The 23,732-nt window shown below is 60.2% G+C and carries 24 protein-coding genes; 14 read left to right on the forward strand and 10 right to left on the reverse strand.

Translation table 11 applies throughout. The features are described 5' to 3' along the window. Positions 1-191: 191 nt before the first annotated feature. The 5 genes from LRS56_01770 to LRS56_01790 form a co-directional block, all read right to left on the reverse strand. Positions 192-2,243 carry an EAL domain-containing protein gene (locus LRS56_01770; protein ID WDU63329.1) on the reverse strand — a complete coding sequence of 684 codons (2,052 nt, stop codon included), beginning with the start codon at positions 2,241-2,243 and terminating at the stop codon, positions 192-194. A gap of 210 nt (positions 2,244-2,453) precedes the next feature. Beyond that, a complete protein-coding gene (locus LRS56_01775; protein ID WDU63330.1) occupies positions 2,454-2,714 on the reverse strand; it encodes a hypothetical protein in 261 nt (86 codons plus the stop codon). Positions 2,715-2,861: 147 nt separating this feature from the next. After that, positions 2,862-3,458 (reverse strand): superoxide dismutase [Fe], encoded by a 597-nt coding sequence (locus LRS56_01780; GenBank protein ID WDU63331.1) that lies wholly within the window; start codon positions 3,456-3,458, stop codon positions 2,862-2,864. A 178-nt stretch (positions 3,459-3,636) separates the two neighbouring features. Then, complete coding sequence (locus tag LRS56_01785) at positions 3,637-4,236, reverse strand: LysE/ArgO family amino acid transporter (protein WDU63332.1); 600 nt, start codon at positions 4,234-4,236, stop codon at positions 3,637-3,639. A gap of 2 nt (positions 4,237-4,238) precedes the next feature. Beyond that, a complete protein-coding gene (locus tag LRS56_01790) occupies positions 4,239-4,679 on the reverse strand; it encodes an ACT domain-containing protein (GenBank protein WDU63333.1) in 441 nt (146 codons plus the stop codon). A 99-nt stretch (positions 4,680-4,778) separates the two neighbouring features. On the opposite strand from LRS56_01790, the gene LRS56_01795 reads away from it, so the two are divergent. From LRS56_01795 to LRS56_01840, 10 genes are all read left to right on the forward strand, one after another. After that, a complete protein-coding gene (locus LRS56_01795) occupies positions 4,779-5,672 on the forward strand; it encodes a LysR family transcriptional regulator ArgP (protein WDU63334.1) in 894 nt (297 codons plus the stop codon). 52 nt (positions 5,673-5,724) lie between these two features. After that, positions 5,725-6,723, forward strand: a complete 999-nt coding sequence (locus LRS56_01800) for an NAD-dependent epimerase/dehydratase family protein (GenBank protein WDU63335.1) — start codon at positions 5,725-5,727, stop codon at positions 6,721-6,723. A gap of 127 nt (positions 6,724-6,850) precedes the next feature. Continuing rightward, on the forward strand, positions 6,851-7,693 hold the full coding sequence (locus tag LRS56_01805; GenBank protein WDU63336.1) for an ATPase: 843 nt from the start codon (positions 6,851-6,853) through the stop codon (positions 7,691-7,693). A gap of 114 nt (positions 7,694-7,807) precedes the next feature. Further along, entirely contained in the window at positions 7,808-9,067 is a 1,260-nt protein-coding gene (locus tag LRS56_01810) for an AGE family epimerase/isomerase (GenBank protein ID WDU63337.1), read from the forward strand. 104 nt (positions 9,068-9,171) lie between these two features. Further along, a complete protein-coding gene (locus LRS56_01815) occupies positions 9,172-10,458 on the forward strand; it encodes an ABC transporter substrate-binding protein (GenBank protein ID WDU63338.1) in 1,287 nt (428 codons plus the stop codon). Between the two features lie 149 nt (positions 10,459-10,607). After that, positions 10,608-11,516 carry a sugar ABC transporter permease gene (locus tag LRS56_01820; protein ID WDU63339.1) on the forward strand — a complete coding sequence of 303 codons (909 nt, stop codon included), beginning with the start codon at positions 10,608-10,610 and terminating at the stop codon, positions 11,514-11,516. Further along, the gene (locus LRS56_01825) at positions 11,509-12,354 is read left to right on the forward strand and encodes a carbohydrate ABC transporter permease (GenBank protein ID WDU63340.1); all 846 of its coding nucleotides are present in this window, start codon (positions 11,509-11,511) and stop codon (positions 12,352-12,354) included. Before LRS56_01820 ends, LRS56_01825 begins: the two co-directional genes overlap by 8 nt. Before the next feature lie 2 nt (positions 12,355-12,356). Further along, positions 12,357-13,517, forward strand: coding sequence for a sn-glycerol-3-phosphate ABC transporter ATP-binding protein UgpC (gene ugpC / locus LRS56_01830; GenBank protein ID WDU63341.1), 1,161 nt, complete (start codon positions 12,357-12,359; stop codon positions 13,515-13,517). An 84-nt stretch (positions 13,518-13,601) separates the two neighbouring features. Continuing rightward, the gene (locus tag LRS56_01835) at positions 13,602-14,948 is read left to right on the forward strand and encodes a carbohydrate porin (protein WDU63342.1); all 1,347 of its coding nucleotides are present in this window, start codon (positions 13,602-13,604) and stop codon (positions 14,946-14,948) included. Positions 14,949-15,050: 102 nt separating this feature from the next. Continuing rightward, the gene (locus LRS56_01840) at positions 15,051-15,896 is read left to right on the forward strand and encodes a D-hexose-6-phosphate mutarotase (GenBank protein WDU63343.1); all 846 of its coding nucleotides are present in this window, start codon (positions 15,051-15,053) and stop codon (positions 15,894-15,896) included. 120 nt (positions 15,897-16,016) lie between these two features. Here LRS56_01840 and LRS56_01845 read toward each other — a convergent pair whose 3' ends face one another. Then, on the reverse strand, positions 16,017-16,877 hold the full coding sequence (locus LRS56_01845) for a MurR/RpiR family transcriptional regulator (protein WDU65675.1): 861 nt from the start codon (positions 16,875-16,877) through the stop codon (positions 16,017-16,019). A gap of 219 nt (positions 16,878-17,096) precedes the next feature. Here LRS56_01845 and zwf point away from each other — a divergent pair, with 219 nt between their 5' ends. The 3 genes from zwf to LRS56_01860 are packed head-to-tail and all read left to right on the forward strand — an operon-like array spanning position 17,097 to position 19,946. After that, positions 17,097-18,563, forward strand: a complete 1,467-nt coding sequence (gene zwf, locus LRS56_01850; protein ID WDU63344.1) for a glucose-6-phosphate dehydrogenase — start codon at positions 17,097-17,099, stop codon at positions 18,561-18,563. Then, positions 18,550-19,263: a 6-phosphogluconolactonase gene (gene pgl, locus LRS56_01855; GenBank protein WDU63345.1), complete on the forward strand. Its 714-nt coding sequence runs from the start codon at positions 18,550-18,552 to the stop codon at positions 19,261-19,263. The genes zwf and pgl overlap by 14 nt, the downstream gene beginning before the upstream one ends. A 17-nt stretch (positions 19,264-19,280) precedes the next feature. After that, a complete protein-coding gene (locus LRS56_01860) occupies positions 19,281-19,946 on the forward strand; it encodes a bifunctional 4-hydroxy-2-oxoglutarate aldolase/2-dehydro-3-deoxy-phosphogluconate aldolase (GenBank protein ID WDU63346.1) in 666 nt (221 codons plus the stop codon). Between the two features lie 105 nt (positions 19,947-20,051). On the opposite strand, the gene LRS56_01865 is transcribed toward LRS56_01860, so the two are convergent. Next, on the reverse strand, positions 20,052-21,227 hold the full coding sequence (locus tag LRS56_01865) for an aminotransferase class V-fold PLP-dependent enzyme (GenBank protein WDU63347.1): 1,176 nt from the start codon (positions 21,225-21,227) through the stop codon (positions 20,052-20,054). Positions 21,228-21,238: 11 nt separating this feature from the next. After that, a complete protein-coding gene (locus LRS56_01870; GenBank protein ID WDU63348.1) occupies positions 21,239-21,475 on the reverse strand; it encodes a DUF3820 family protein in 237 nt (78 codons plus the stop codon). A gap of 205 nt (positions 21,476-21,680) precedes the next feature. Here LRS56_01870 and LRS56_01875 point away from each other — a divergent pair, with 205 nt between their 5' ends. After that, positions 21,681-22,148, forward strand: coding sequence for a PA2169 family four-helix-bundle protein (locus tag LRS56_01875; GenBank protein ID WDU63349.1), 468 nt, complete (start codon positions 21,681-21,683; stop codon positions 22,146-22,148). An 83-nt stretch (positions 22,149-22,231) separates the two neighbouring features. On the opposite strand, the gene LRS56_01880 is transcribed toward LRS56_01875, so the two are convergent. Both LRS56_01880 and LRS56_01885 read right to left on the reverse strand, forming a co-directional pair. Then, positions 22,232-22,702, reverse strand: a complete 471-nt coding sequence (locus LRS56_01880) for a MaoC family dehydratase (protein ID WDU63350.1) — start codon at positions 22,700-22,702, stop codon at positions 22,232-22,234. A gap of 69 nt (positions 22,703-22,771) precedes the next feature. After that, positions 22,772-23,716, reverse strand: a complete 945-nt coding sequence (locus LRS56_01885; GenBank protein WDU63351.1) for an alpha/beta hydrolase — start codon at positions 23,714-23,716, stop codon at positions 22,772-22,774. Positions 23,717-23,732: the final 16 nt, after the last annotated feature.

A 23,732-nucleotide genomic window follows, 5' to 3' on the forward strand; every position in this document is an offset into this window, starting at 1 on the left:
TTGTGTAAAGGGTTATACGCGGGAAATATTCAGTATTGTTTCTGTGGCGAGCGGGCTTGCCCGCGTTGGGGCGCGAAGCGGGCCCTTTTTAGACTCTGAGTCGGGGGCTGCTGCGCAGCCCAACGCGGGCAAGCCCGCTCGCCACAACAAGCCCGCTCGCCACAGCAAGCCCGCTTGCCACAGGACGCTTGTCAGAGGATTGCGGCGTTATTGCGCTCGGATTGCTTCAGATAGGCCGCCAACTCCCGCGCCGGCAGGGGTTTGCTGTAGTGGTAACCCTGACCTTCATGGCAACCCTCGGAGATGATGTAAGCCTCTTGCTCGGCGGTTTCCACCCCTTCGGCGATCACCTGCATGCCCAGGCTTTTGCCCAGTTGGATAATGGCGCGCACGATGGTTGCATCGTCGTCATCGTCCAGCAGGTCTTGGACGAAGCTCTTGTCGATCTTGATCTTGTCCAGGGGCAGGCTTTTCAGGTAGCTCAGGGATGAATAGCCGGTGCCGAAGTCATCAATCGCAATCAACGCACCGGAACGGCGCAGGCTCAGCAGGTGCTGGGCGGCGGTGCTGATGTCTTCCATCAGGCCGGTTTCGGTGACTTCCAGCTCCAGGCTGCGCGGCGGCAGACGGTAAATCTGCATCAGGTTGTTGACCACTCGCGGCAACTCGGTGTGGTGCAACTGCACGGTCGACAGGTTGACCGCCATGCGCAGGTCGGTGAAGCCCAGGTCATGCCATTCGCGCAATTGTCGGCAGGCCTGGTCCAGCACCCATTCGCCAATCGGAATAATGGTGCCGTTCTGTTCGGCCAGCGGGATAAACAGGTCCGGCGGCACCAGGCCATGTTCCGGGTGCTGCCAGCGGATCAGGGCTTCCACGCCCACCACGCGGTTGTCGCGATAACTGATCTGCGGCTGGTACACCAGGTGGAACTGGTTGCGGCTGAGGGCCTCGCGCAGGTCTTTTTCCAGCTCGCGGCGGCGGCGCATTTCGCTGTCGACGCTGGCGATATAGAACTGATAGCGGTTGCGCGAACGGCTCTTGGCCAGGGTCATGGTTTGTTCGGCTTTTTGCAGCAGCTTCTCGGTGCTGTCGCCGTCCTCCGGAAACAAGGTGATGCCAATGGTGGCGCGCAGGCGGATTTCCTCGTGGTCGAGGGCGAACTCCGCTTCCAGGTCATCCAGGATGCTCTGCGCCAGCTCGGCCGCTTCGTAGGGTTGATCGATATCGGCTTGTACCAGCGCGAACTGGTCGCCGCCCAGGCGGGCCAGCGCGCCGAGGCGGCCACTGTGGGCACGCAGGCGATCGGCCAGGGCCAGCAGCAATTTGTCGCCGGCCTGGTAGGTGAATTGCTCGTTGACGCTTTTGAAATCATCCAGCCCCACGCACAAAACGGCCACGCGCCGTTGGCGACGGCCGGCGTCGATCAGGATCTTGTCCAACTGCTCCTGCAGTTTCTGGCGGTTCGGCAGCCCGGTCAGAAAGTCGTACTGGGCCATGCGCAGCAGGCTGCTTTCCGCTTCGTGGCGCAGGTGGGTATTACGTTCGATGGATTCAAGCAACTGGTTGGCGGTATTGATCCACAACCCCAGCTCGTTGCGTTCATGGCCCTTGAGCTGCGGGATCTTGTGTTCGCTGGGCCGGTCGGGGTTGATCGAGGTCAGGTGCTCGATGATGCGCGACAGCGGCTTGGTCAGCAGCCAGTGGTAGACCAGGTACAGCACCAGGCCCATGGCCAGGGCGCGCAATACCCCGGAAATGAAGATGATCACCGAATTGACAATAAAACCCTGGCCATAGGTGGCCGTGTCGAGGGTGATGCTCAGGTCGCCGTAATACTCGCTGTAGGGGCCCTTGCCGACCAGAGGCGTGGTAAAGGTGCGTTCCTGGCCCAGAATCAGGTCGGTCAGCCAGCGGCTGGGGGCTTGCTGCAAGGCGCGGCTTTTCTCCGCCAGCATGGTTTCGTTGGGATGGCCGATGGACGCCATGCGCACCGCGTCGTCCTGGAACAGGCCCTCAATGACTTGCATGCCCATCTCGCGGTCCAGGCTGTAGACGGCCTGGGTCGAGGGGTCGCGAAACATGTCGAGGATGCGCTGGGCATCACCGGCCACGGCCTGGCGCGTCTTGTAGGCATCGAAGACGATCTGCGCCACGCTCAGCGCAACGCCCACGATCAATGCCGAGAGCAGCACAACCCGTAGCAACTTCACCGACAAGCTGTTCTTGAGTTCCAGCTTCAAAGGGTCATTCCTTGTTCCATGCGGGTAGCCTCAATATGCCATGAGTATTGGCAATCTGGTGATGGCAGTCAAAGGAACATTAGGGCATCGGCTGGTTTGGCGAGGAACTTGAGGAGGCGGTTGGGGCGAGGCGGATAGGTATCCGCCTGCCTTGGGATCACTCAGTGACTACGCAGAGCGCATCGTACGTTATGCACGGCGAAGTTTGGATCAGTTGGGGATCTTGTTATTGTTGTTGTTGTTGTTGTCGTTGTTTACCGCGATGTTTATAGGGCCATGGGCGCGATGGGTGTCCTCGCCGGCGACCTTGTCTTTTTGGTCACCCTCGTTGTCTTTTTTGGACATCGCCTTGAGTAGTTCGCCCCCGAGTTTCATGACCTCGGTCCCCGTTTTCACGGCCTCGGTCCCCATTTTCACGGCCTCGCCGATCAAAGGGAGTGCTGCTGATGCGCCGCCTATGCCTGGAATCATTGTAAAATCTCCGACAGGTAAGAGAGGTGAATTCCTCACGCTGACTGGGTGGCAAATTCCCCTCGCTGAGTTCCGGCACCTGCCAACTTATTCATCGCCCACAAAAAAGCCCGGCAATTGCCGGGCTCTTTCTACTGCAAGTAGTGCTTAGGCAGTGAAGGTCTTGCCTTCGAACTGCTCAGCCACGAACTTCCAGTTGACCAGGTTCCAGAACGCTTCCACATACTTTGGACGCACGTTGCGGTAGTCGATGTAGTAAGCGTGTTCCCAGACGTCGCAGGTCAGCAGCGGGGTGTCGCCGCTGGTCAGCGGGTTGCCGGCGCCGATGGTGCTGGCCAGGGCCAGGGAACCGTCAGCCTTTTTCACCAGCCAGCCCCAACCGGAACCGAAGGTGCCGACGGAAGTCTTGGTGAACTCTTCCTTGAACTTGTCGAACGAACCGAACGCAGCGTTGATGGCCTCAGCCAGTGCGCCGGTCGGTTGACCGCCGGCGTTTGGCGCCAGGCAGTTCCAGTAGAAAGTGTGGTTCCAGACCTGAGCGGCGTTGTTGAAGATGCCGCCCGAAGAAGACTTGACGATCTCTTCCAGGGTCTTGCCTTCGAACTCGGTGCCAGGCACCAGGTTGTTCAGGTTCACGACATAGGTGTTGTGGTGCTTGTCGTGGTGGAATTCCAAGGTTTCCTTGGAAACGTGCGGCTGCAGGGCATCGTGTGCGTAGGGCAGCGGCGGCAATTCGAAAGCCATGATGATTCTCCTAATCAGGTCAGTTGCGGTGAGCGCAAGGCCGATCACGGGCGGCCAAACAAGCGCCGGGGAGTTTGTACTCTTTGCGGCGCAGGGTCCGGATCATAGCACCGGGGGTGCGGCAAAACCACGCAACAACTGTGTGGGATAGAGGTTCCAGAGCGTTTTGGAATATTCGTCAGGCGCTGATCAATTGATAGGCCACGCTGAACATCATGGCGGCCACCAGCAGATCCAGAATGCGCCAGGTGGCGGGGCGCGCCAGCCACGGTGCCAGCCATGCGGCGCCGAGTGCCAGGGTGGCGAACCACAGGAATGACGCGCTCGCGGCACCGGCCACGTAGGCCCCTGGTTCGGTTTGTTGAGCGCCCAGGGAGCCGATCAGCAGCACCGTGTCCAAGTACACGTGGGGATTGAGCAGGGTCACCGCCAAGGCGCTGAGTAACACGGCGCGCAATGAGCGCACCTTGAGGTTATCCCCGTGTGCCAGGCTTTGTGTCGAAAACGCCCGACGCAACGCCAAGGTGCCGTACCACAACAGGAACGCTGCGCCGCCCCAGCGGGCAATGCCCAGCAGCAACGGGCTTTGCGCCAGCACTGTCGCCAGGCCGAATACTCCGGCCGCTACCAGAATCGCGTCACACACGATGCACAGGGCCGCCACCGGCAGGTGGTGTTCCCGGCGCAGGCTTTGCGCCAGCACAAATGCATTCTGGGTGCCGATGGCCATGATCAGCCCGAAAGCCACCAGCAGCCCGTTCATATAGCTTTGCCACATAATCAGTCTTCCCTGCCCACTTCCACATCTGTGTTGTCGACCGCACCCGCGTCCCGCGCCAATTGGCGCAAGACGGCCATTGCCCGTTCGCCGTCGGCCAAGCCGACAAATATATGGTCATGGTAAAAACCGGCGATCACATTGGCGCTGATCCCGGCAGCGCCGAGGGCGGTGGCGAAGGCGGCGGTCAACCCAACGGCTTGCAGGGATGACTGCACATTCAGGGTGATCCAGGCCATCACGAAATCGAACTCCAGCCCGGCGGCCTGGGCTTGCGAACGCTCCAGGATCAGGGTCAGCCCTTCGGCCTCACGGAAGCTGCCAATGACGGAGGCACCGTCCGGAAAGGTGCTCCCGGGGATGGTCGAAAACACGTACTCGCCGGGGTTGAGTTGAGGGCTCATGGTGCGCAGCAGAATATTCAGATCGGTTTCGCCAGTCATCGGGAGATCCTTGAGTTGAGAAGAAAAGACGCTGGTCATTCTCTGGCACAAAGCTGTATAAGAAAAATCAATAAAGCTGATCACTCATAAGGAAATCTGTTGTTCGACTATAAGTTGCTGTCTGCCCTCGCGGCGATCGTGGAGCAAGCCGGCTTCGAACGAGGGGCTCAGGTGTTGGGCATCTCGCAATCGGCCATTTCGCAACGTATCAAGCTGCTGGAGACGCGCATCGGCCAGTCAGTGCTGGTGCGAGCCACGCCCCCGACGCCCACCGAAATCGGCCGTCGCCTGCTCAACCATGTGCAGCAGGTGCGGCTGCTGGAGCGCGACCTGCAAAGCCTGGTGCCGGCGCTGGACGAGGAGGGCATGCCCGAACGCCTGCGCATCGCCTTGAATGCCGATAGCCTAGCCACCTGGTGGGCCGAGGCGGTCAGTGGCTTTTGCGCCGAGCACCATTTGTTGCTGGACCTGGTGGTGGAAGACCAGACCGTCGGCCTCAAGCGCATGCGTGCCGGTGAAGTGGCGGCCTGTATCTGCGCCAGCGAACGCCCGGTGGCCGGTGCGCGCAGCGTGTTGCTCGGCGCCATGCGTTATCGGGCACTGGCGAGCCCTGCGTTTATTGCGCGGCATTTTCCTGCCGGAGTGCGCCCCGACCAATTGGCGCGCACGCCCGCGCTGGTGTTCGGCCCGGATGATTTCCTGCAGCACCGCTACCTCGCGTCGCTTGGCGTGGACGGTGGTTTCGAACACCACTTATGCCCTTCGTCCGAAGGCTTTATCCGCCTCACGGAAGCCGGGCTCGGCTGGAGCCTGGTGCCGGAATTGCAGGTGCGCGACCAGTTGCAACTGGGTGTGCTGGTGGAGTTATTGCCAGATAAGCCCATCGATGTGCCGTTGTACTGGCATCATTGGCGCAGTGGCGGGCAACTGTTGGGCTTGTTGACCGACCATCTGGCCCAGGCGTGCGGCCAATGGTTGGTGCCGTTGGAGTGACGACGGGCGTCAAGGCAACAGCGATGAAAAACGAAAGAACACGGGGTAATACATGAAAATTCTGGTCACCGGCGCAAGCGGCTTCATCGGCGGGCGCTTTGCGCGTTTCGCCCTGGAGCAGGGCCTGGACGTACGGGTCAACGGGCGGCGCGCCGAAGGTGTGGAACACCTGGTACGGCGCGGCGCCGAGTTTATCCAGGGTGATTTGAATGATGCCGACCTGGTGCGCGACCTGTGCCGTGATGTTGAAGCCGTGGTGCATTGCGCCGGCGCCGTCGGGCTGTGGGGCAAGTACCGGGACTTTCACCAGGGCAATGTGTTGGTCACCGAAAACGTCGTCGAAGCCTGCCTTAAACAACGGGTCGGGCGCCTGGTGCACCTGTCGTCGCCGTCGATCTACTTCGACGGGCGCGACCACCTCGGGCTCACCGAAGAACAAGTGCCCAAGCGTTTCAAGCACCCCTACGCCGCGACCAAGTACCTGGCGGAACAAAAGGTGTTCGGTGCCCAGGAGTTCGGCCTGGAAGTGCTGGCCCTGCGCCCGCGCTTCGTCACCGGCGCCGGTGACATGAGCATCTTCCCGCGCCTGCTGAAAATGCAGCGCAAGAACCGCCTGGCCATTGTTGGCGACGGCCTGAACAAGGTTGATTTCACCAGCGTGCATAACCTCAACGAGGCGCTGCTCAGCAGTTTGCTCGCCACAGGCTCCGCGCTGGGCAAAGCCTACAACATCAGCAACGGCACGCCGGTCCCCGTGTGGGATGTGGTGAACTACGTGATGCGCCAGATGGAGATGCCGCAGGTGACCCGTTATCGCTCCTACGGCTTGTCCTACAGCGTCGCGGCGTTGAACGAGGCATTCTGCGCGATGTGGCCGGGGCGCCCGGAGCCGGCGTTGTCGAGGCTGGGGATGCAGGTGATGAACAAAGATTTCACCCTCGACATCAGTCGGGCCAGGCATTATCTGGATTACGAGCCCAAGGTCAGCCTGTGGACGGCCCTCGACGAGTTCTGCAGCTGGTGGAAGGCCCAGGATCCTGGGCGCCAGTAAGCTCACACCATGCAACACTTCGGGAACCGAATTCGCGGTTCCGGGTCGATCAGTGCGGCGCTAACGGGGTTTATACTCCCGTCGCTCGGCTTTACACGTAGCCATCTCACCGATTCAGGGTTGATTCATGCGTAACGATGCTAATGACGATTTTGACAACGTTCCCAGCCTGCGGGCCGATCACGGGGACGATGATGATTTCGAGCCGACTCCCGCCACGTCCGTGCGCTCGCGCACGCCGCCGGTGGTCAAGGTCAAGAGCGCCAGCACCGGCCCGCTGTGGGCGTTGGTCGGCGCACTGCTGATCGCCTTCGCGGGCCTTGCCTGGTGGAGCTTCCAGCAGATTTCCCTGATGGGCCAGCAATTGGTGGCCACCCAGGAAAGCTTTGCGCGCATCAGCGAAGAAGCGGCGGGGCGCCTGCAGGATATTTCCGGCAAAGTGGTGGCCAGCGAGGCCAGCGTGAACAACGGCAGCGAAGCGTTGAAATTGCAGATCAAGCAGCTTGAGAGCCAACTGCTGGAACAGGGCAAGCAACAGGTCGGCGTGGCCGGACAGGCCACCGAGCTGGACAAGCGCCTGGCGCAGATGACCGCCAGCACCACCGACCTGTCAAACGCCAATGCCAAGCTGCAAGGCCAGGTGCAGGCGCTGACCGACGCCGTGGCAGCCCTCAAGGCTGCGCAAGGCGATACCAAGCGCGACACCGAAATCAAGGACCTGGCCGCCGACGTAGCGGCGCTGAAAAAACAGGGCAACCCAAGCGCGGCCATCGCACGTATCGAACAGGACCTGGTGGTTCTCAAGAGCGCGCAGGACAACCAGCCGGCCAACAGTGATGCGCCGACCAATAAAGAGTTCGACGTGTTCCGCATCCAGACCACACGCAATATCACCACCTTGCAGAGCCAGGTGCAGAGCCTGAGTCAGCAACTCAGCGCGCCGGCGAGGATCACGCCGCTCACTCAATAACGGTTGTCGAGAAATGTCACCATCTGGTGACATTTCCCATCCCCTTCGTTACTTGCCCACGCGTCGCCCTTGTTTAGACTCCGGTCATCCCACAAAAAATAATAAGGGCCACCCATGACCACGCAACCACTGCCTGCCAGCAGTTGGCTGAATGCACCTGCCCATCACGCCTGGCTTGCCGCCGAGGGCCAGCGCCTGCTGATGTTCGCCAAGGCCTCGCGACTGCCCGACGGTTTCGGCAACCTGGACGATAAAGGCCAACTGCCGGCCGATGCCCATGCCGAAACCATGAACACTGCGCGCATGACCCACAGCTTCGCCATGGCGCACGCCCTTGGCCTGCCGGGGTATGCCGACCTGGTGGCGCATGGCGTGGCATCCCTGAGTGGCCCGCTGCACGACAGTGAACACGGTGGCTGGTTCGCCGCGCCCCATGCCGTCGACGGCAACCGTGGCAAGGCTGCCTACCTGCACGCCTTTGTCGCCCTGGCCGCCAGCTCGGCGGTGGTGGCCGGCGCACCGGGCGCACGCACTCTGTTGAACGACGCGATCCATATCATCGACCAGTTTTTCTGGAGCGAAGAGGAGGGCGCGATGCTCGAGTCCTTTGCCCAGGACTGGAGCGGCGTTGAAGCCTATCGCGGCGCCAACAGCAACATGCACGCCACCGAAGCCTTCCTCGCCCTGGCCGATGTCACGGGTGAAACACGCTGGTTGGACCGGGCGCTGCGCATCGTCGAGCGGGTTATCCACAGCCACGCTGCCGGCAACCAGTTCATGGTGATCGAGCATTTCGACGCCCACTGGCAACCCTTGCTCGGTTACAACGAAGACAACCCTGCCGACGGCTTCCGCCCTTACGGCATCACCCCCGGCCACGGTTTCGAGTGGGCGCGGCTGGTGCTGCACCTGGAGGCGGCGCGCCTGCAAGCCGGGCTCGTCACGCCGGATTGGCTGGTCACCGACGCCAAGGGCCTGTTCGCCAGTGCCTGCGAGTACGCCTGGGCCGTGGACGGCGCTCCCGGCATCGTCTACACCCTGGACTGGAGCCAGCGCCCGGTGGTGCGCGAACGCCTGCACTGGACGCACGCTGAAGCCAGCGCGGCGGCCCAAGCCCTGCTCAAGCGTACGGGTGAGCTGCATTATGAAACCTGGTATCGGCGCGTCTGGGAGTTTTGCGAAACGCACTTTATCGACCGACTCCACGGCAGTTGGCACCACGAACTTAACCCGCACAACCAACCCAGCAGCCAAATCTGGGGCGGCAAACCGGACCTGTACCATGCCTGGCAAGCGGTATTGCTGCCTGCGCTGCCGTTGGCGCCAAGCATGGCCAGTGCAATCGGGGTTGGGCGCTATGTCACCAAGTGGTGACATTTGTGCATCCCTTTGTTACCTGCGTTTAAAACATCCATGTTTAAACTCCGTGCAGCGCAAGCTCCAGACTTGCATGCATAACAACAAGAAAAGGTATTCAGATGAACGCGATTAATCGCCTCGCCGTAGCTATTTCCGTTGCCTCGTTGTTTCCCCTCAGTGCTTTTGCCGCCGACTCGAAAGGGACGGTTGAAGTTGTGCATTGGTGGACCTCGGGCGGTGAAAAAGCGGCTGTAGATGTCTTGAAGGCCCAAGTCGAAAAAGACGGCTTCACCTGGAAAGACGGTGCTGTTGCAGGTGGCGGCGGCGCCACTGCGATGACCGTGCTGAAAAGCCGTGCAGTCGCCGGCAACCCACCCGGCGTTGCCCAGATCAAAGGCCCGGACATCCAGGAATGGGCGTCCACCGGCCTGCTCGACACCGATGTCCTGAAAGACGTCGCCAAGCAAGAAAAGTGGGACTCCCTGCTCGACAAGAAAGTCTCCGACACCGTGAAGTACGACGGTGACTACGTCGCCGTACCGGTGAACATCCACCGCGTGAACTGGCTGTGGATCAACCCGGAAGTCTTCAAGAAAGCCGGTATCACCAAGAACCCAACCACCCTCGAAGAATTCTACGCAGCCGGCGACAAGCTGAAAGCCGCGGGCTTCATTGCGCTCGCCCACGGTGGCCAGCCTTGGCAGGACAGCACCGTATTCGAAGCCGTGGTGCTGTCGGTGATGGGTGCCGATGGCTACAAAAAAGCCCTGGTTGACCTGGACAACGCTGCGCTGACCGGCCCGGAAATGGTCAAGTCCCTGACTGAGCTGAAGAAAGTCGCGACCTATATGGACGTCGACGGCAAAGGCCAGGACTGGAATCTCGAAGCCGGCAAGGTCATCAACGGCAAGGCCGGCATGCAGATCATGGGTGACTGGGCCAAGTCCGAGTGGACCGCCGCCAAGAAAGTCGCCGGCAAGGATTACGAGTGCGTAGCCTTCCCGGGCACCGACAAAGCCTTCACCTACAACATCGACTCCCTGGCGGTGTTCAAGCAGAAAGACAAAGGCACTGCTGCCGGTCAGCAGGACATTGCCAAAGTCGTGCTGGGTGAAAACTTCCAGAAAGTCTTCAGCATCAACAAAGGCTCGATCCCGGTTCGTACCGACATGCTCAATGAAATGGACAAGCTCGGTTTCGATTCCTGCGCCCAGACGGCTGCCAAAGACTTCCTGGCAGACGCCAAGACCGGCGGCCTGCAGCCAAGCATGGCGCACAACATGGCCACGACCCTGGCCGTGCAAGGTGCGTTCTTTGATGTCGTGACCAACTACATCAATGACCCGAAAGCCGATCCGGCCGACACCGCCAAGAAATTGGGCGCTGCGATCAAGTCGGCCAAGTAACCTTCGGTAGCGGCTTTTTGTGGGAGCCGGGCTTGCCCGCGATGCAGGCAACTCGGTGTGTCGGCATCGCAGGCAAGCCAGCTCCCACATAAACCGCGTTCGACAAGAGACTCACCCTGTAGTCCTTTTTCCCTGTATTGGATTTCCCCATGAGTTCTGTTGCTGTGTTCAGCAAAGCCTCGCCGTTCGATGCACTGCAGCGCTGGCTCCCCAAACTGGTGCTGGCGCCCAGCATGTTCATCGTGTTGGTGGGCTTCTACGGCTACATCCTGTGGACGTTTGTACTGTCGTTCACCACTTCCACGTTCCTGCCAAGTTACAAATGGGCGGGCCTTGCGCAATACGCGCGGTTGTTCGACAACGACCGCTGGTGGGTAGCGAGCAAGAACCTGGCTGTTTTCGGCGGGATGTTTATCGGCATCACCTTGGTTATTGGCGTGACGCTGGCGATCTTCCTCGACCAGAAAATCCGCCGCGAAGGCTTTATCCGCACCATTTACCTGTACCCGATGGCGCTCTCGATGATCGTCACCGGTACCGCCTGGAAATGGCTGCTCAACCCGGGCATGGGCCTGGACAAACTCCTGCGTGACTGGGGCTGGGAAGGCTTCCGCCTGGACTGGCTGATCGACCCGGACCGCGTCGTGTACTGCCTGGTGATTGCAGCGGTATGGCAAGCCTCGGGTTTCATCATGGCGATGTTCCTCGCGGGCCTCAGGGGCGTCGATCAGTCGATCATCCGTGCCGCGCAGATCGACGGCGCCAGCCTGCCGCGTATCTACTGGAGCGTGGTGCTGCCAAGCCTGCGTCCGGTGTTCTTCAGTGCGGTGATGATCCTGGCGCACATTGCGATCAAGAGCTTCGACCTGGTAGCGGCCATGACTGCCGGCGGCCCGGGCTACTCGTCCGACCTGCCTGCGATGTTCATGTATTCGTTCACCTTCAGCCGTGGCCAGATGGGCATGGGCTCGGCCAGTGCAATCCTGATGCTCGGTGCGATCCTCGCGATCATCGTGCCTTACCTCTACTCCGAGCTGAGGACCAAGCGTAATGACTAGTCTCGCTGCCAAACCTCCGATCAGCCTGAGCCGCATCGCGATCTACGCGGTGCTGATCCTCGCTGTCCTGCTGTACCTGGTGCCACTGGTGGTGATGCTGCTGACCAGCTTCAAGACCCCGGAAGACATCAGCACCGGCAACCTGCTGAGCTGGCCGACCGTGGTCACCGGCATTGGCTGGGTCAAGGCCTGGGCTACGGTTGACGGCTACTTCTGGAACTCGATCAAGATCACCGTCCCGGCCGTGCTGATTTCCACCGCCATTGGTGCATTGAACGGCTATGTGCTGTCGTTCTGGCGCTTCCGTGGTTCGCAGCTGTTCTTCGGCCTGTTGCTGTTCGGCTGCTTCCTGCCGTTCCAGACCGTGCTGCTGCCCGCCTCGTTCACCCTCGGCAAGATGGGCCTGGCCAGTACCACCACCGGCCTGGTGTTTGTGCACGTGGTCTACGGGTTGGCGTTTACCACGCTGTTCTTCCGTAACTACTACGTGAGCATTCCGGATGCGTTGGTGAAGGCTGCACGCCTGGACGGTGCAGGGTTCTTCACCATCTTCCGTCGGATCATCCTGCCGATGTCGACCCCGATCATCATGGTCTGCCTGATCTGGCAGTTCACCCAGATCTGGAACGACTTCCTGTTCGGTGTGGTGTTCTCCAGCGGCGACTCGCAGCCCATCACCGTGGCGCTGAACAACCTGGTCAACACCAGCACCGGGGCCAAGGAATATAACGTGGATATGGCGGCGGCGATGATCGCCGGGCTGCCGACCCTGCTGGTCTATGTGATCGCAGGCAAGTATTTCGTGCGCGGCCTCACAGCCGGCGCGGTCAAGGGGTAATCATGGCTACGCTCGAACTTCGCAATGTAAACAAGACCTATGGCGCCGGCCTGCCCGACACCTTGAAAAACATCGAACTGTCGATCAAGGAAGGCGAGTTCCTGATTCTGGTCGGCCCCTCGGGCTGCGGTAAATCCACGTTGATGAACTGCATCGCGGGCCTGGAGACCATCACCGGCGGCGCGATCATGATCGGCGACCAGGATGTGAGCGGCATGAGCCCCAAGGACCGAGACATCGCGATGGTGTTCCAGTCCTACGCGCTGTACCCGACCATGAGCGTGCGCGAAAACATCGAATTCGGCCTCAAAATCCGCAAGATGGCCCAGGCCGATATCGACACCGAAGTGGCACGTGTGGCCAAGCTGCTGCAGATCGAACACTTGCTTAACCGCAAACCTGGCCAGCTCTCCGGCGGCCAGCAACAGCGCGTGGCTATGGGCCGGGCCCTGGCGCGTCGGCCGAAGATCTACCTGTTCGACGAACCGCTGTCCAACCTCGACGCCAAGCTGCGGGTCGAGATGCGCACCGAAATGAAGCTGATGCACCAGCGCCTCAAGACCACCACCGTCTACGTCACCCACGATCAGATCGAGGCGATGACCCTGGGCGATAAAGTGGCGGTGATGAAGGACGGCATCATCCAACAATTCGGTACGCCGAAAGAAATTTACAACGACCCGGCTAACCTGTTTGTGGCAAGCTTTATCGGTTCACCACCGATGAACTTCGTTCCTATGCGTCTAAAACGCAAGGAAGGTCGTTTGGTGGCGCTGCTCGACAGCGGCCAGGCACGTTGCGAATTGCCGTTGGGCATGAACGACGAGGGCCTGGAGGACCGTGATGTGATTCTGGGCCTGCGTCCGGAGCAGATCGTGTTGGCGGCGGGGGAGGGCAATGGTTCGTCGAGCATTCGTGCCGAAGTCCAGGTCACCGAGCCGACCGGTCCGGACACCCTGGTGTTCGTGCAACTCAATGACACCAAGGTCTGCTGCCGTTTGGCGCCGGATGTGGCGCCCCAGGTCGGCGAGACCCTGACACTGCAATTTGATCCGGCCAAGGTATTGCTGTTCGACGCCAACACTGGCGAACGCCTGGGCACTGCTTCTTCATTGCCCGCACAGGGGCATGCCGACAATGTGGCCCAATTCAAAGGCCGCTGAAGTAGCTAAGTTGTTGTTTTAAATAAAAAAGTAACCCGCGTTAGATAAAAACAGTTTAATAACAATAAAGACGAGGATGTAGGGATGAAAAAGCAACACAACAACACTCGGCTGATCTGCCAAATGTCAGCTGCAGCAGCCCTGGTTTTGTCCGCCAATGCGATGGCGGCCGATGCATTCAGTGCCGATTCCAAGTGGATGACCGGCGATTGGGGTGGCGAGCGTACCAAGCTGATCGAGCAAGGTATCGACATCAAGGCTGACTACGTAGGGGAAATGGGCGCCAACCTCAAAGGCGGCTACAACAACGACAAAACCGGTCGTTACTCCGACCAGTTCGGGTTGGGCGTAGCACTGGACCTGCAAAAGCTGTGGGGCTGGGACAATACTCAGGCCAAGATCCAGTTGACCAACCGTAATGGCCAAAACATCTCCAACGACCGTATTGGCGACCCGCGTGCCGGCACGCTGAGTTCGTCCATGGAAGTCTACGGCCGTGGCCACATGGTGCGTCTGACCCAGTTCTGGATCCAGCACCAGATGTTCGACAATAAGTTGGACGTGAAACTCGGTTACTTCGGCGAAGGCGAAGACTTCAACACCTTCCCATGCGACTTCCAGAACCTGTCGTTCTGCGGTTCCCAAGTCGGTAACTATGTAAACACCTGGTACAACTGGCCCGTCAGCCAGGCCGCGATCCGCGTGAAGTACAACATCACGCCTGAGCTGTATGCGCAAATCGGTGCGTACAACCAGAACCCATCGCAGCTGGAGCACGGCAACGGCTTCAAGCTCAGCGGCAGCGGCACCAAGGGCACCGTGATTCCGGTGGAGTTGGTCTGGTCGCCGAAAGTTAATAGCCTGCCGGGCGAATACCGTGTGGGTTACTACAAGAGCGCCGCCGATGCAGCCGACGTCCGTGAAGACGTGAACGGCGGCGATGCGGCCAGCTCGGGTCTAGCCTACCGTACCCACAGCAGCAAGAAAGGCTACTGGTTCGTTGCGCAACAGCAACTCACCAGCCACAACGGCGACGCTTCCCGCGGCCTGAACATCGCGGCCAACGCCACCTTCCACGACAAGGAAACCAACCTGGTCGACAACTACCAGTCGATCATGCTGGTGTACAAAGGCCCATTCGATGCGCGTCCAAAAGATGACGTCGGTATTGGTGCTGCGCGTCTGCACGTCAACGATGACGTGAAGAAAAACGCCGAACTGCTCAACGTTGCCAATGGCGTGAACGACTACGACAACCCGCTGTTCTCGCCGATTCGTGAAACCGAATACAACTTCGAGATCAACTACGGCTTCCACGTCACCAACTGGCTGACTGTGCGGCCCAACCTGCAATACGTTGTCCAACCGGGCGGCGTGGATAAAGTCGACAACGCGCTGGTGGCGGGCCTGAAAATTCAGTCTACGTTCTAACGCTGTTGCGATAAGCTCCTTCTCTCTGTGCGCATTTTGCGGGTAGCCATGGCTATCCGCTTTTTTTGGGCAGCACTGTGATGATATTCAGGACCGTGGCACATGCATGAGCATCCGCTGCAACGCTTTTTCAAATCCCTGCGCGAGCGTCCGGTGTTCGCCTGGGAACGCTTTCAGATGCGCGACGTGCTGGTGATCGACCATCCGCTGTGCCAGGCGGTGTTCAGTCGCCAGGGCGCGCAACTGTTGCACTTTCAGCCGCGTGGCCAGAAACCCTGGTTGTGGTGCGCGGCCAAGTGGCCGCAAGTCGGCGCCATCCGTGGCGGCGTGCCGGTGTGCTGGCCGTGGTATGGCCGCCACCCGAGCGAAAACGCGTGGCCGTCCCATGGCTGGGCGCGGTTGATCGACTGGAAGCTGCTCGACAGCAGCGCCGACGACGACGGCGTGCACCTGCACTGGCAGTTGCAGCTGTGCGACTGGCAGGTCGACCTGCACGCACACCTGGGCGAAACCCTGGAGCTGCGCCTGAGCACCGAGCATCAGGACGAACTGCCGTGCCAGTTGAGCCATGCTTTGCACGCTTACTGGCGTATTGGTCATGTTGATGAGATAGCGCTGTCTGGGCTCGACGGGGCGCAAGGTTATGACCAACTCAGGCGTCAGGCCTGCCAGCAGGAAGGCGAGTTACGCGTGGATGGCGGGTGTCAGCGGGTGTTCCAGCACGAGGGCGAGTTGCACCTCAAGGACCACGCCTGGCAGCGCGAACTGTGCATCGACACCGGCGACAGCGCCGACACCGTGGTATGGCACCCAGGCAGCCGGCCGCTGCTGGGCGTGAGCTTCAACGAGGCGTCGGGTTTTGTCTGCGTGGAGTCGGCGATGGCCGGGGCCAGCCTGGCGCCGGGGGAGCGGGCGCATCTCAGTTTGCAGGCACGGGCTGGGGTTTAGCGGTGTGGTTGATGGCCTCATCGGGGGCAAGCCCCTCCCACAGTTTAATTTGTGAATACCGTCAAATGTGGGAGGGGGCTTGCCCTCGATGAGGCCAGTGAAGCCAACACACAGGCTGGCTCAGTTAAACTCATCCCCAACCGGATACCGGCTGTCGTTCAAGCTCTCTTTGATCTTGCGCAAATGCGGCTGGAAATCCACGCCTCGGCGCAAGGTCATCCCGGTAGCCAGCACGTCCAGCACCGTTAGCTGGATGATCCGCGAGGTCATCGGCATGTAGATGTCGGTGTCTTCCGGCAACGGAATATTCAGGCTCACAGTGCTGGCCTTGGCCAGCGGCGAGTTCTCGGCCGTTACGCCCAGCACCGACGCACCGTTTTCCCGGGCAATACGCGCCACTTCCACCAGCTCGCGGGTACGCCCGGTGTAGGAAATGATCACGAACAGCTCGCCGGTATGCGCCACCGACGCGATCATGCGTTGCATCAGCACGTCGGCATGGGCGGTGACCGCCAGGTTGAAGCGGAAAAACTTGTGCAGCGCATCCATGGCCACCGGCGCCGAAGCGCCCAGGCCGAAGAAGTGGATCTGCCGCGCCTGGATCAACAGGTCCACGGCCTTGCTGATCAGGGCCGGGTCCAGGGCCTGGCAGGCGCTGTCCAGCGATGCAATGGCGCTGCCAAAGATCTTCTGGGTGTAGGCCTCGGGGTTATCATCGGCCTCCACGGCGCGGCTGACATACGCAGCGCCGCTGGCCAGACTTTGCGCCAGCTGCAATTTAAGTTCAGGGTAACCACTGACGCCGAACGAACGGCAGAAGCGGTTGACCGTCGGTTCACTGACCGAGGCGGCTTGGGCGAGGGCTGCGATGGAGAAGCGGGTCGCCTGCTGCGGGTTGAGCAGGATGACCTCGGCGACTTTTTTCTCAGCCTTGTTCAATTCTTCGAGGCGGTTCCGGATCTGTTCCAGAAGATTTCGCACGCGGTCCATTCAGTCTTTCCTTCGGGCGACGATGCAAATTATGAGCGGTAGCCAATCGACGAGTGGCTCTTTGCGGTGGCCTATCCTACTGAGGGTAGCTGAACACCACCACTCGGAATGCGTATTTCGGGAAAATGTTGTGGTTATTACTACATTTTTCCTTGAGTGATGCCTTGAAAAAAGGTATTTGTAGCTTAACTTGATAAAAGAACAAACATCATGCCTTCGATAACCGTAGAACCCTGCACCTTTGCCCTGTTTGGCGCCTTGGGTGATCTGGCGCTGCGCAAGTTATTTCCTGCCCTCTATCAACTCGATGGCGCAGCACTCCTGCACGAAGACACGCGCATCCTGGCCCTGGCCCGCGAAGCCGGCTCCGAGCAGCAGCACCTGGCGCACATCGAACAAGCATTGCGTAAATACGTCGGCAAGGAACTGGACGAAGTCACCGCCCAGCGTTTCCTGGCGCGCCTGACCTATGTTCATGTCGACTTCATGAAAGCTGATGACTACGTGGCCCTGGCTGAAATCGCCGGCAGCGAGCAGCGCCTGATCGCTTATTTCGCCACGCCGGCAGCGGTGTACGGCGCGATCTGCGAGAACCTGTCCAAGGTCGGCCTGGCGGAAAACACCCGCGTGGTGCTGGAAAAACCGATCGGCTCGGACCTGGAGTCCTCGCGCAAGGTCAACGACGCCGTGGCGCAGTTTTTCCCGGAAAACCGCACCTACCGCATCGACCATTACCTGGGCAAAGAAACCGTCCAGAACCTGATCGCCCTGCGTTTCGCCAACAGCCTGTTCGAAACCCAGTGGAACCAGAACTACATCTCTCACGTGGAAATCACCGTGGCCGAGCAGGTCGGCATCGAAGGCCGTTGGGGCTACTTCGACAAGGCCGGCCAGCTGCGGGACATGATCCAGAACCACTTGCTGCAGCTGCTTTGCCTGATTGCCATGGACCCGCCGGCCGACCTGTCCGCCGACAGCATCCGTGACGAGAAGGTCAAGGTGCTCAAGGCCCTGGCGCCGATCAGCCCGGATGGCCTGACCACCCAAGTGGTGCGTGGCCAGTACATCGCCGGGTACAGCGCCGGCAAGCCGGTGCCGGGCTACCTGGAAGAAGAGAATTCCAACACCCAGAGCGACACCGAAACCTTCGTCGCCCTGCGTGCCGATATCCGCAACTGGCGTTGGGCCGGAGTGCCGTTCTACTTGCGCACCGGCAAGCGCATGCCGCAAAAGCTCTCGCAGATCGTCATCCACTTCAAGGAACCGTCCCACTACATCTTCGCCCCCGAGCAGCGCCTGCAGATCAGCAACAAACTGATCATCCGGCTGCAACCGGACGAAGGTATTTCCTTGCGCGTAATGACCAAGGAGCAGGGCCTGGACAAGGGCATGCAACTGCGCAGCGGGCCACTGCAACTGAATTTTTCCGACACCTACCGCAGCGCCCGGATTCCGGATGCCTACGAGCGGTTGTTGCTGGAAGTGATGCGCGGCAATCAGAACCTGTTTGTTCGCAAAGATGAAATCGAAGCCGCGTGGAAGTGGTGTGACCAGTTGATCGCCGGGTGGAAAAAGTCCGGTGACGCGCCCAAGCCGTACGCGGCGGGGTCCTGGGGGCCGATGAGCTCTATTGCACTGATCACGCGGGATGGGAGGTCGTGGTATGGCGATATCTGAATTGAAACTGCCTCAGGGTGTAACACCCCATGAGTTCCGCACGCCAGTGCTGCTGGCCGAGGGCCTGGCGCTGGACGTGGCCGAAAAACTGCGCGTGGCCATCAGTGCCCGTGGCGAGGCGACCCTGGTGGTGTCCGGTGGCCGTAGCCCTGTGGCGTTTTTCCAGAACCTCGCCAAGCAGGGGCTGGACTGGTCCAAGGTTACCGTCACCCTGGCCGACGAGCGCTGGGTGCCGGTAGAACATGCCGACAGCAATGCCGGCCTGCTCAAGCAACACCTGCTGCAAGGCCCCGCGGCCAAGGCGAAGTTCCTCAGCCTGTACAGCGCCGCCGCCAACCTTGAAGACGCTGCCGAGCAGGCCGATCGCTTGCTGGCCGAACTGCCGGCGATTGATGTGCTGGTACTGGGCATGGGTGATGACGGCCACACCGCCTCGCTGTTTCCCGAAAGTCCGAACCTGAGTGAAGCCTTGCAGGCCGACGGTACCCGCCGTTGCTGGCCGATGCTGGCGCCGACCGTGCCGCACCAGCGCCTGACCATGAGTCGTGCGTTGCTGACCACGGCCGACTACACCGCGCTGTCGATTTCCGGCAGTTCGAAATTGACCACCTTGAGCGCCGCGCTGGCCAGTGACGATGTTGCTGCCATGCCGATTCGCGCGTTTTTGCAACCTACATTAGAGATTTACTGGTGCCCATGAGCCAAGGATCAGCCGCTATGAAAAGCCCTCAACCGACCGTGTCCATGGCGGATAAAGTTGCCCTGATCGACAGCCTCTGCGCCAAGGCGCGGATCCTGCCGGTGATCACCATCGCCCGCGAACAGGACATCCTGCCGCTGGCCGACGCCCTGGCAGCCGGTGGTTTGACCGCATTGGAAGTGACCCTGCGTTCCGAGTTCGGCCTCAAGGCCATTCAGGTACTGCGCGAGCAACGCCCTGAACTGTGCACCGGCGCCGGCACCGTGCTCGATCGCCATATGCTCGAAGCGGCCGAAGTGGCCGGCTCGCAGTTTATCGTCACCCCCGGCATTACCCGTGACCTGCTGGAAGCCTCGGTGCACAGCCCGATTCCGCTGCTGCCCGGTATCAGCAACGCCTCTGGCATCATGGAAGGCTATGGCCTGGGCTACCGCCGCTTCAAGCTGTTCCCGGCCGAAGTCAGCGGCGGCGTCGCAGCCATCAAGGCCCTTGGCGGCCCGTTCGGCGAAGTCAAATTTTGCCCAACTGGCGGCGTTGGCCCGGCCAACATCAAACACTACATGGCGTTGAAAAACGTGATGTGCGTGGGCGGTAGCTGGATGCTGGACCCGGAGTGGGTCAAGAACGGCGACTGGGCACGCATCCAGGAAGTCACCGCGCAGGCGCTGGCGCTGCTGGATTGAGCTGATTTACCGAATCGTTGTTGCTGTGCTTAACGGCATTTTTGCGGTGCACTTGGTCGGTGTACCGCTTTTTTTTGCCTATAAAAAGCACCATGGGATCCATTTTTAGTCCGCGCTTAGCTCGGTAATGGCTTTGACCAGCACATCAATGTCCGCCACTGATGTCACCAACCCCGGCGTCACCCGAATACAGGTGCCGAACGCCGCCCCCGTGCGCGTGGTGGTAAACAGTGCGTACTCCTTGAGCAACCGATCCACCATCACCTGCTGATCGCGCCCGCTGAACTTGAACGCCGTAATCGCGCAATACAGCCTCGGATCATCCGGCGTCAGCACCTCGATTCCCGGTAAATCCCGCACCTGGCTCACCCACACGTCCCGCAGGTAATTGACCCGCGCACCTTTGGCCGCGGCGCCACCCAATGCCTGATGTTCCTGCAGTACCAATGGCAGGGTCATCAGTGCCGGAAAATTCGGCGTGCTGTAGGGCGTACGTGCACGGACGTCGGTAGCGGGGTAGTGGAACTCGCCCATGTCCGGGTCGATATCGGCCAGGCGCTCGGGGGCGATATAGAGGAAGCCCAGGGTCAGCGGCGCGCCGATCCATTTGTGCAGGTTGAAACCGGCGAACTGGATACCCAGCGCAGCCAGGTTGAATTCAATCTGGCCCAAGGCATGGGCGCCATCGAGGATCACGTCCACGCCATGCGCCTGCGCTGCCTTGGCGATGGCTTCGACGGGCATCACCAGGCCGGTGCGGTGGGTGACATGGGTCAGCGCCAACAGCTTCAGGCGCGGGTGCTGAGTGAAGGCATCGCGATAAGTTTGCAGCAGGCTGTCGAAGCTGGCCGGGTGGGTGTGGGAAATTTCAATAATCTCAACGCCACGATAGCCTGCCAGCCAGCGCATCGCGCCTTTGACCGTGTCGTACTCCAGATCGCTGATCAACACCTGATCGCCCGGTTGCAGGCAGTTGTAGTTACGGATCAGCGACTGCAACGCTTCGGTGGCGTTGCGGGTGAACGCGACCGAATCCGGGTCGGCGTCGATCAGCCCGGCCAACTGGCGGCGGATCTCGACATTTTCACCTCGCTCGAAGCGCTGGCGCACATGCAACGCGTTGCTGCGGTTGATAAACGCAACGTGTTCCAGGTACTGCGCCTGCACCTCGCGGCTCATGCGCCCGAAGTAGCCGTTTTCCAGGTTGATCGGGCCAGGTTCCAGTGCATAGCACTGGGCGATGGCCTGCCAGTGACGTTCGTTGCCTGCATTGCGTGGCATGGCGTGAGCTCTTAATGGCGCGGGGCGGGTTTACCATGTTTGGCGCGTAGCGGTTCCAGTAATTCAGACAAACCGTTGTGGTCGATTTCCTGCATCAATGCCAGCAAACCGCCCAGTTCGCCGTGGGGGAATCCTTCACGGGCGAACCAGTTCAGGTAAGGTCCGGGCAGGTCGGCGATGATCCGTCCCTTGTATTTGCCGAAAGGCATTTCGCGGGTGATCAGCAGTTCGAGTTTTTCGGGGTTCATGGGCTTCAAGCAGTTGAGTCGAGGCCTTCGAAAATACAGGCATTCTGCATGAAGGCCAAATGACAGATCATGCAAATAACGTACATACAGATGGTTCAATAATTTTCAAGTTATTGAAAAATAAAGAAAAAGTTGTTTTCAAGAACCTGGCACGGGCGCTGCAATCATTAAGACAACCTTCTTAACCCGCACAAGGAATTGAAAAATGACTGACATCAACAAAGAATCGATCTCCGTACTCAATGACCTGATCGAAACCAGCAAAGACGGCCAGAAAGGCTTCGCAACCTGTGCTGAAGATATCAAGCACCCAGAGCTGAAGGCGTTGTTCGTCAAACGCTCCACCGACTGCGCTACAGCCGCCACCGAGCTGCAAACTGCCGTACGTGCCCTGGGCGGTGATCCGGAAGAGTCCGGCAGCGTTGCAGGTGCCCTGCACCGTGGCTGGGTCGACGTGAAGTCGCTGGTCACCGGCAAAGACGAAGAGGCTGTGCTGAACGAAGCCGAGCGCGGTGAAGACCATGCCCTCAAGGCTTACAAGGAAGCGATCGAGAAGATCAACAAGCACAACCTGGTAGGCATTCGTGACCTGGTTGAGCGTCAGTTCCACGGCGCACAACGCAACCACGATCAAGTGAAAGCCCTGCGTAACCAGGCTCGCGCTCAGTCGTAAGCCCTGCGCTGTAAATGCTGTAAATAATGTGGAGGGGGTTAGCCCCCTCCCACATTTGCATTGTGTTGAGCCTGAAATTGAGATCAGCCGATGCTGATCGGCGGCAACTCGGTCAACGTTACGACCTGCTGCTTGCGCGGCGCAAGAATTTCCGCCTCGCCATCCACTACTAGCTCATCGCGCTGGTTGAACACTCGGGTGGCAATGCGTACGCGAAATTTTGGCAGTTTCTCGAGGATTTCCAGACGCACGGTCAGGGTGTCGCCGATTTTTACCGGCTTCTGGAAGCTCATCTGCTGGCCGATGTAGATCGTGCCCGGTCCAGGCAGCTCGCAAGCAACGGCCGCGCTGATCAGCGCGCCGCTGAACATGCCGTGGGCGATACGCTCCTTGAACATGGTCGCCTTGGCGTATTCGGCATCCAGGTGCACCGGGTTGTGGTCGCCGGACATGGCGGCGAACAGCTGGATATCGCGCTCTTCGACAGTCTTGCTGTAGCTGGCGGTCTGGCCGACTTCGAGGGCTTCGTACGGGGTGTTGGTTACCTGGGTCATCTAAAGGTGCATCCTGTGGCTAAACGGTCATTATCGGCCGATTTTAAACGGCTGATTTTAAAAGAAAAGTTATTCGCAGCGGGCCGGCCTGCGCAAGGTCAGGGCCTGGTCGAGCCACGTCAGCACATCCGTGGTGACTTCATCGCGGTTGGTTTCATTGAACACTTCGTGACGCGCCTGCGGGTAGATAGTCAATTGCAGGTTTTGGCAGCCGGCTTCACGCAACGCATGGGCCAGGCTTTTGAGACGCTTGCCCTCACTCACCGGATCACATTCGCCGCCCATCACCAGGATCGGCAGGCCCGGGTCGATCTGCGCGAGATTGGACGCTTTGCTGATTTGCTGCAAGCCGCCGAGCAGGTCGACCCACAGCTGGTTGGTGCAACGGAAACCGCAGAGTGGGTCGTTGATGTACTGGTCGACTTCGGCCGGGTCGCGGCTGAGCCAATCAAAAGCGGTTCGATTGGGTTTGAACGCCTTGTTGAACGATCCAAACGACAGAAATTCGATCAGCGCGCTGCGCCCACGCAAGCCCAGACGCAGGCGTTCGGCCCGGGCAATCACTCGGGCGGCGCGGTACAGCGCCACCGGCTGGAAATTCGAGCCGCTGAGAATCGCCCCATGCAGGCTGGCACTGTGGTGCAGCAGGTAGGCCTGGGCGATATAGCTGCCCATGCTGTGACCCAGCAGAATGATCGGCAGGCCCGGCTGCTGCTGGCCGATATGCTGGTTGAGGCTGGCCAGGTCGCCCACCACCTTGTTCCAGCCATCCTTCTCGGCGTACAGGCCCAGAGTGCCTTCGTCGGCGGTGCGGCCATGGCCACGCTGGTCCGGCGCATATAAACCGTAGCCGGCGCCGCACAGCGCCTGTGCCAGGCGTGCGTAACGTGCGCTGTGCTCGGCCATGCCATGGGACAGCATCACCAGGGCCTTGGGCGGGCCATCGGGCATCCATTGATTGACGTACAGGCGGCTGTGGTCATTCGCGGTCAGCCAGAAGGTGGTGTGGTTCATGGCGGTTCCTTTGCTC

Source organism: Pseudomonas poae (assembly GCA_028869255.1).
Classification (GTDB): domain Bacteria; phylum Pseudomonadota; class Gammaproteobacteria; order Pseudomonadales; family Pseudomonadaceae; genus Aquipseudomonas; species Aquipseudomonas poae_C.

Bases quoted from the DNA above. Each gene is read 5' to 3' on its own strand.
- LRS56_01790 (WDU63333.1), bottom strand. From the start codon at position 4,679: ATGACTGGCGAAACCGATCTGAATATTCTGCTGCGCACCATGAGCCCT.
- LRS56_01820 (WDU63339.1), top strand. From the start codon at position 10,608: ATGAGTTCTGTTGCTGTGTTCAGCAAAGCCTCGCCGTTCGATGCACTG.
- LRS56_01825 (WDU63340.1), top strand. From the start codon at position 11,509: ATGACTAGTCTCGCTGCCAAACCTCCGATCAGCCTGAGCCGCATCGCG.
- LRS56_01785 (WDU63332.1), bottom strand. From the start codon at position 4,236: ATGTGGCAAAGCTATATGAACGGGCTGCTGGTGGCTTTCGGGCTGATC.
- LRS56_01875 (WDU63349.1), top strand. From the start codon at position 21,681: ATGACTGACATCAACAAAGAATCGATCTCCGTACTCAATGACCTGATC.
- LRS56_01780 (WDU63331.1), bottom strand. From the start codon at position 3,458: ATGGCTTTCGAATTGCCGCCGCTGCCCTACGCACACGATGCCCTGCAG.
- LRS56_01860 (WDU63346.1), top strand. From the start codon at position 19,281: ATGAAAAGCCCTCAACCGACCGTGTCCATGGCGGATAAAGTTGCCCTG.
- LRS56_01815 (WDU63338.1), top strand. From the start codon at position 9,172: ATGAACGCGATTAATCGCCTCGCCGTAGCTATTTCCGTTGCCTCGTTG.
- LRS56_01775 (WDU63330.1), bottom strand. From the start codon at position 2,714: ATGATTCCAGGCATAGGCGGCGCATCAGCAGCACTCCCTTTGATCGGC.
- ugpC (WDU63341.1), top strand. From the start codon at position 12,357: ATGGCTACGCTCGAACTTCGCAATGTAAACAAGACCTATGGCGCCGGC.
- LRS56_01840 (WDU63343.1), top strand. From the start codon at position 15,051: ATGCATGAGCATCCGCTGCAACGCTTTTTCAAATCCCTGCGCGAGCGT.
- pgl (WDU63345.1), top strand. From the start codon at position 18,550: ATGGCGATATCTGAATTGAAACTGCCTCAGGGTGTAACACCCCATGAG.
- LRS56_01885 (WDU63351.1), bottom strand. From the start codon at position 23,716: ATGAACCACACCACCTTCTGGCTGACCGCGAATGACCACAGCCGCCTG.
- LRS56_01880 (WDU63350.1), bottom strand. From the start codon at position 22,702: ATGACCCAGGTAACCAACACCCCGTACGAAGCCCTCGAAGTCGGCCAG.
- LRS56_01835 (WDU63342.1), top strand. From the start codon at position 13,602: ATGAAAAAGCAACACAACAACACTCGGCTGATCTGCCAAATGTCAGCT.
- LRS56_01805 (WDU63336.1), top strand. From the start codon at position 6,851: ATGCGTAACGATGCTAATGACGATTTTGACAACGTTCCCAGCCTGCGG.
- LRS56_01865 (WDU63347.1), bottom strand. From the start codon at position 21,227: ATGCCACGCAATGCAGGCAACGAACGTCACTGGCAGGCCATCGCCCAG.
- zwf (WDU63344.1), top strand. From the start codon at position 17,097: ATGCCTTCGATAACCGTAGAACCCTGCACCTTTGCCCTGTTTGGCGCC.
- LRS56_01810 (WDU63337.1), top strand. From the start codon at position 7,808: ATGACCACGCAACCACTGCCTGCCAGCAGTTGGCTGAATGCACCTGCC.
- LRS56_01870 (WDU63348.1), bottom strand. From the start codon at position 21,475: ATGAACCCCGAAAAACTCGAACTGCTGATCACCCGCGAAATGCCTTTC.
- LRS56_01800 (WDU63335.1), top strand. From the start codon at position 5,725: ATGAAAATTCTGGTCACCGGCGCAAGCGGCTTCATCGGCGGGCGCTTT.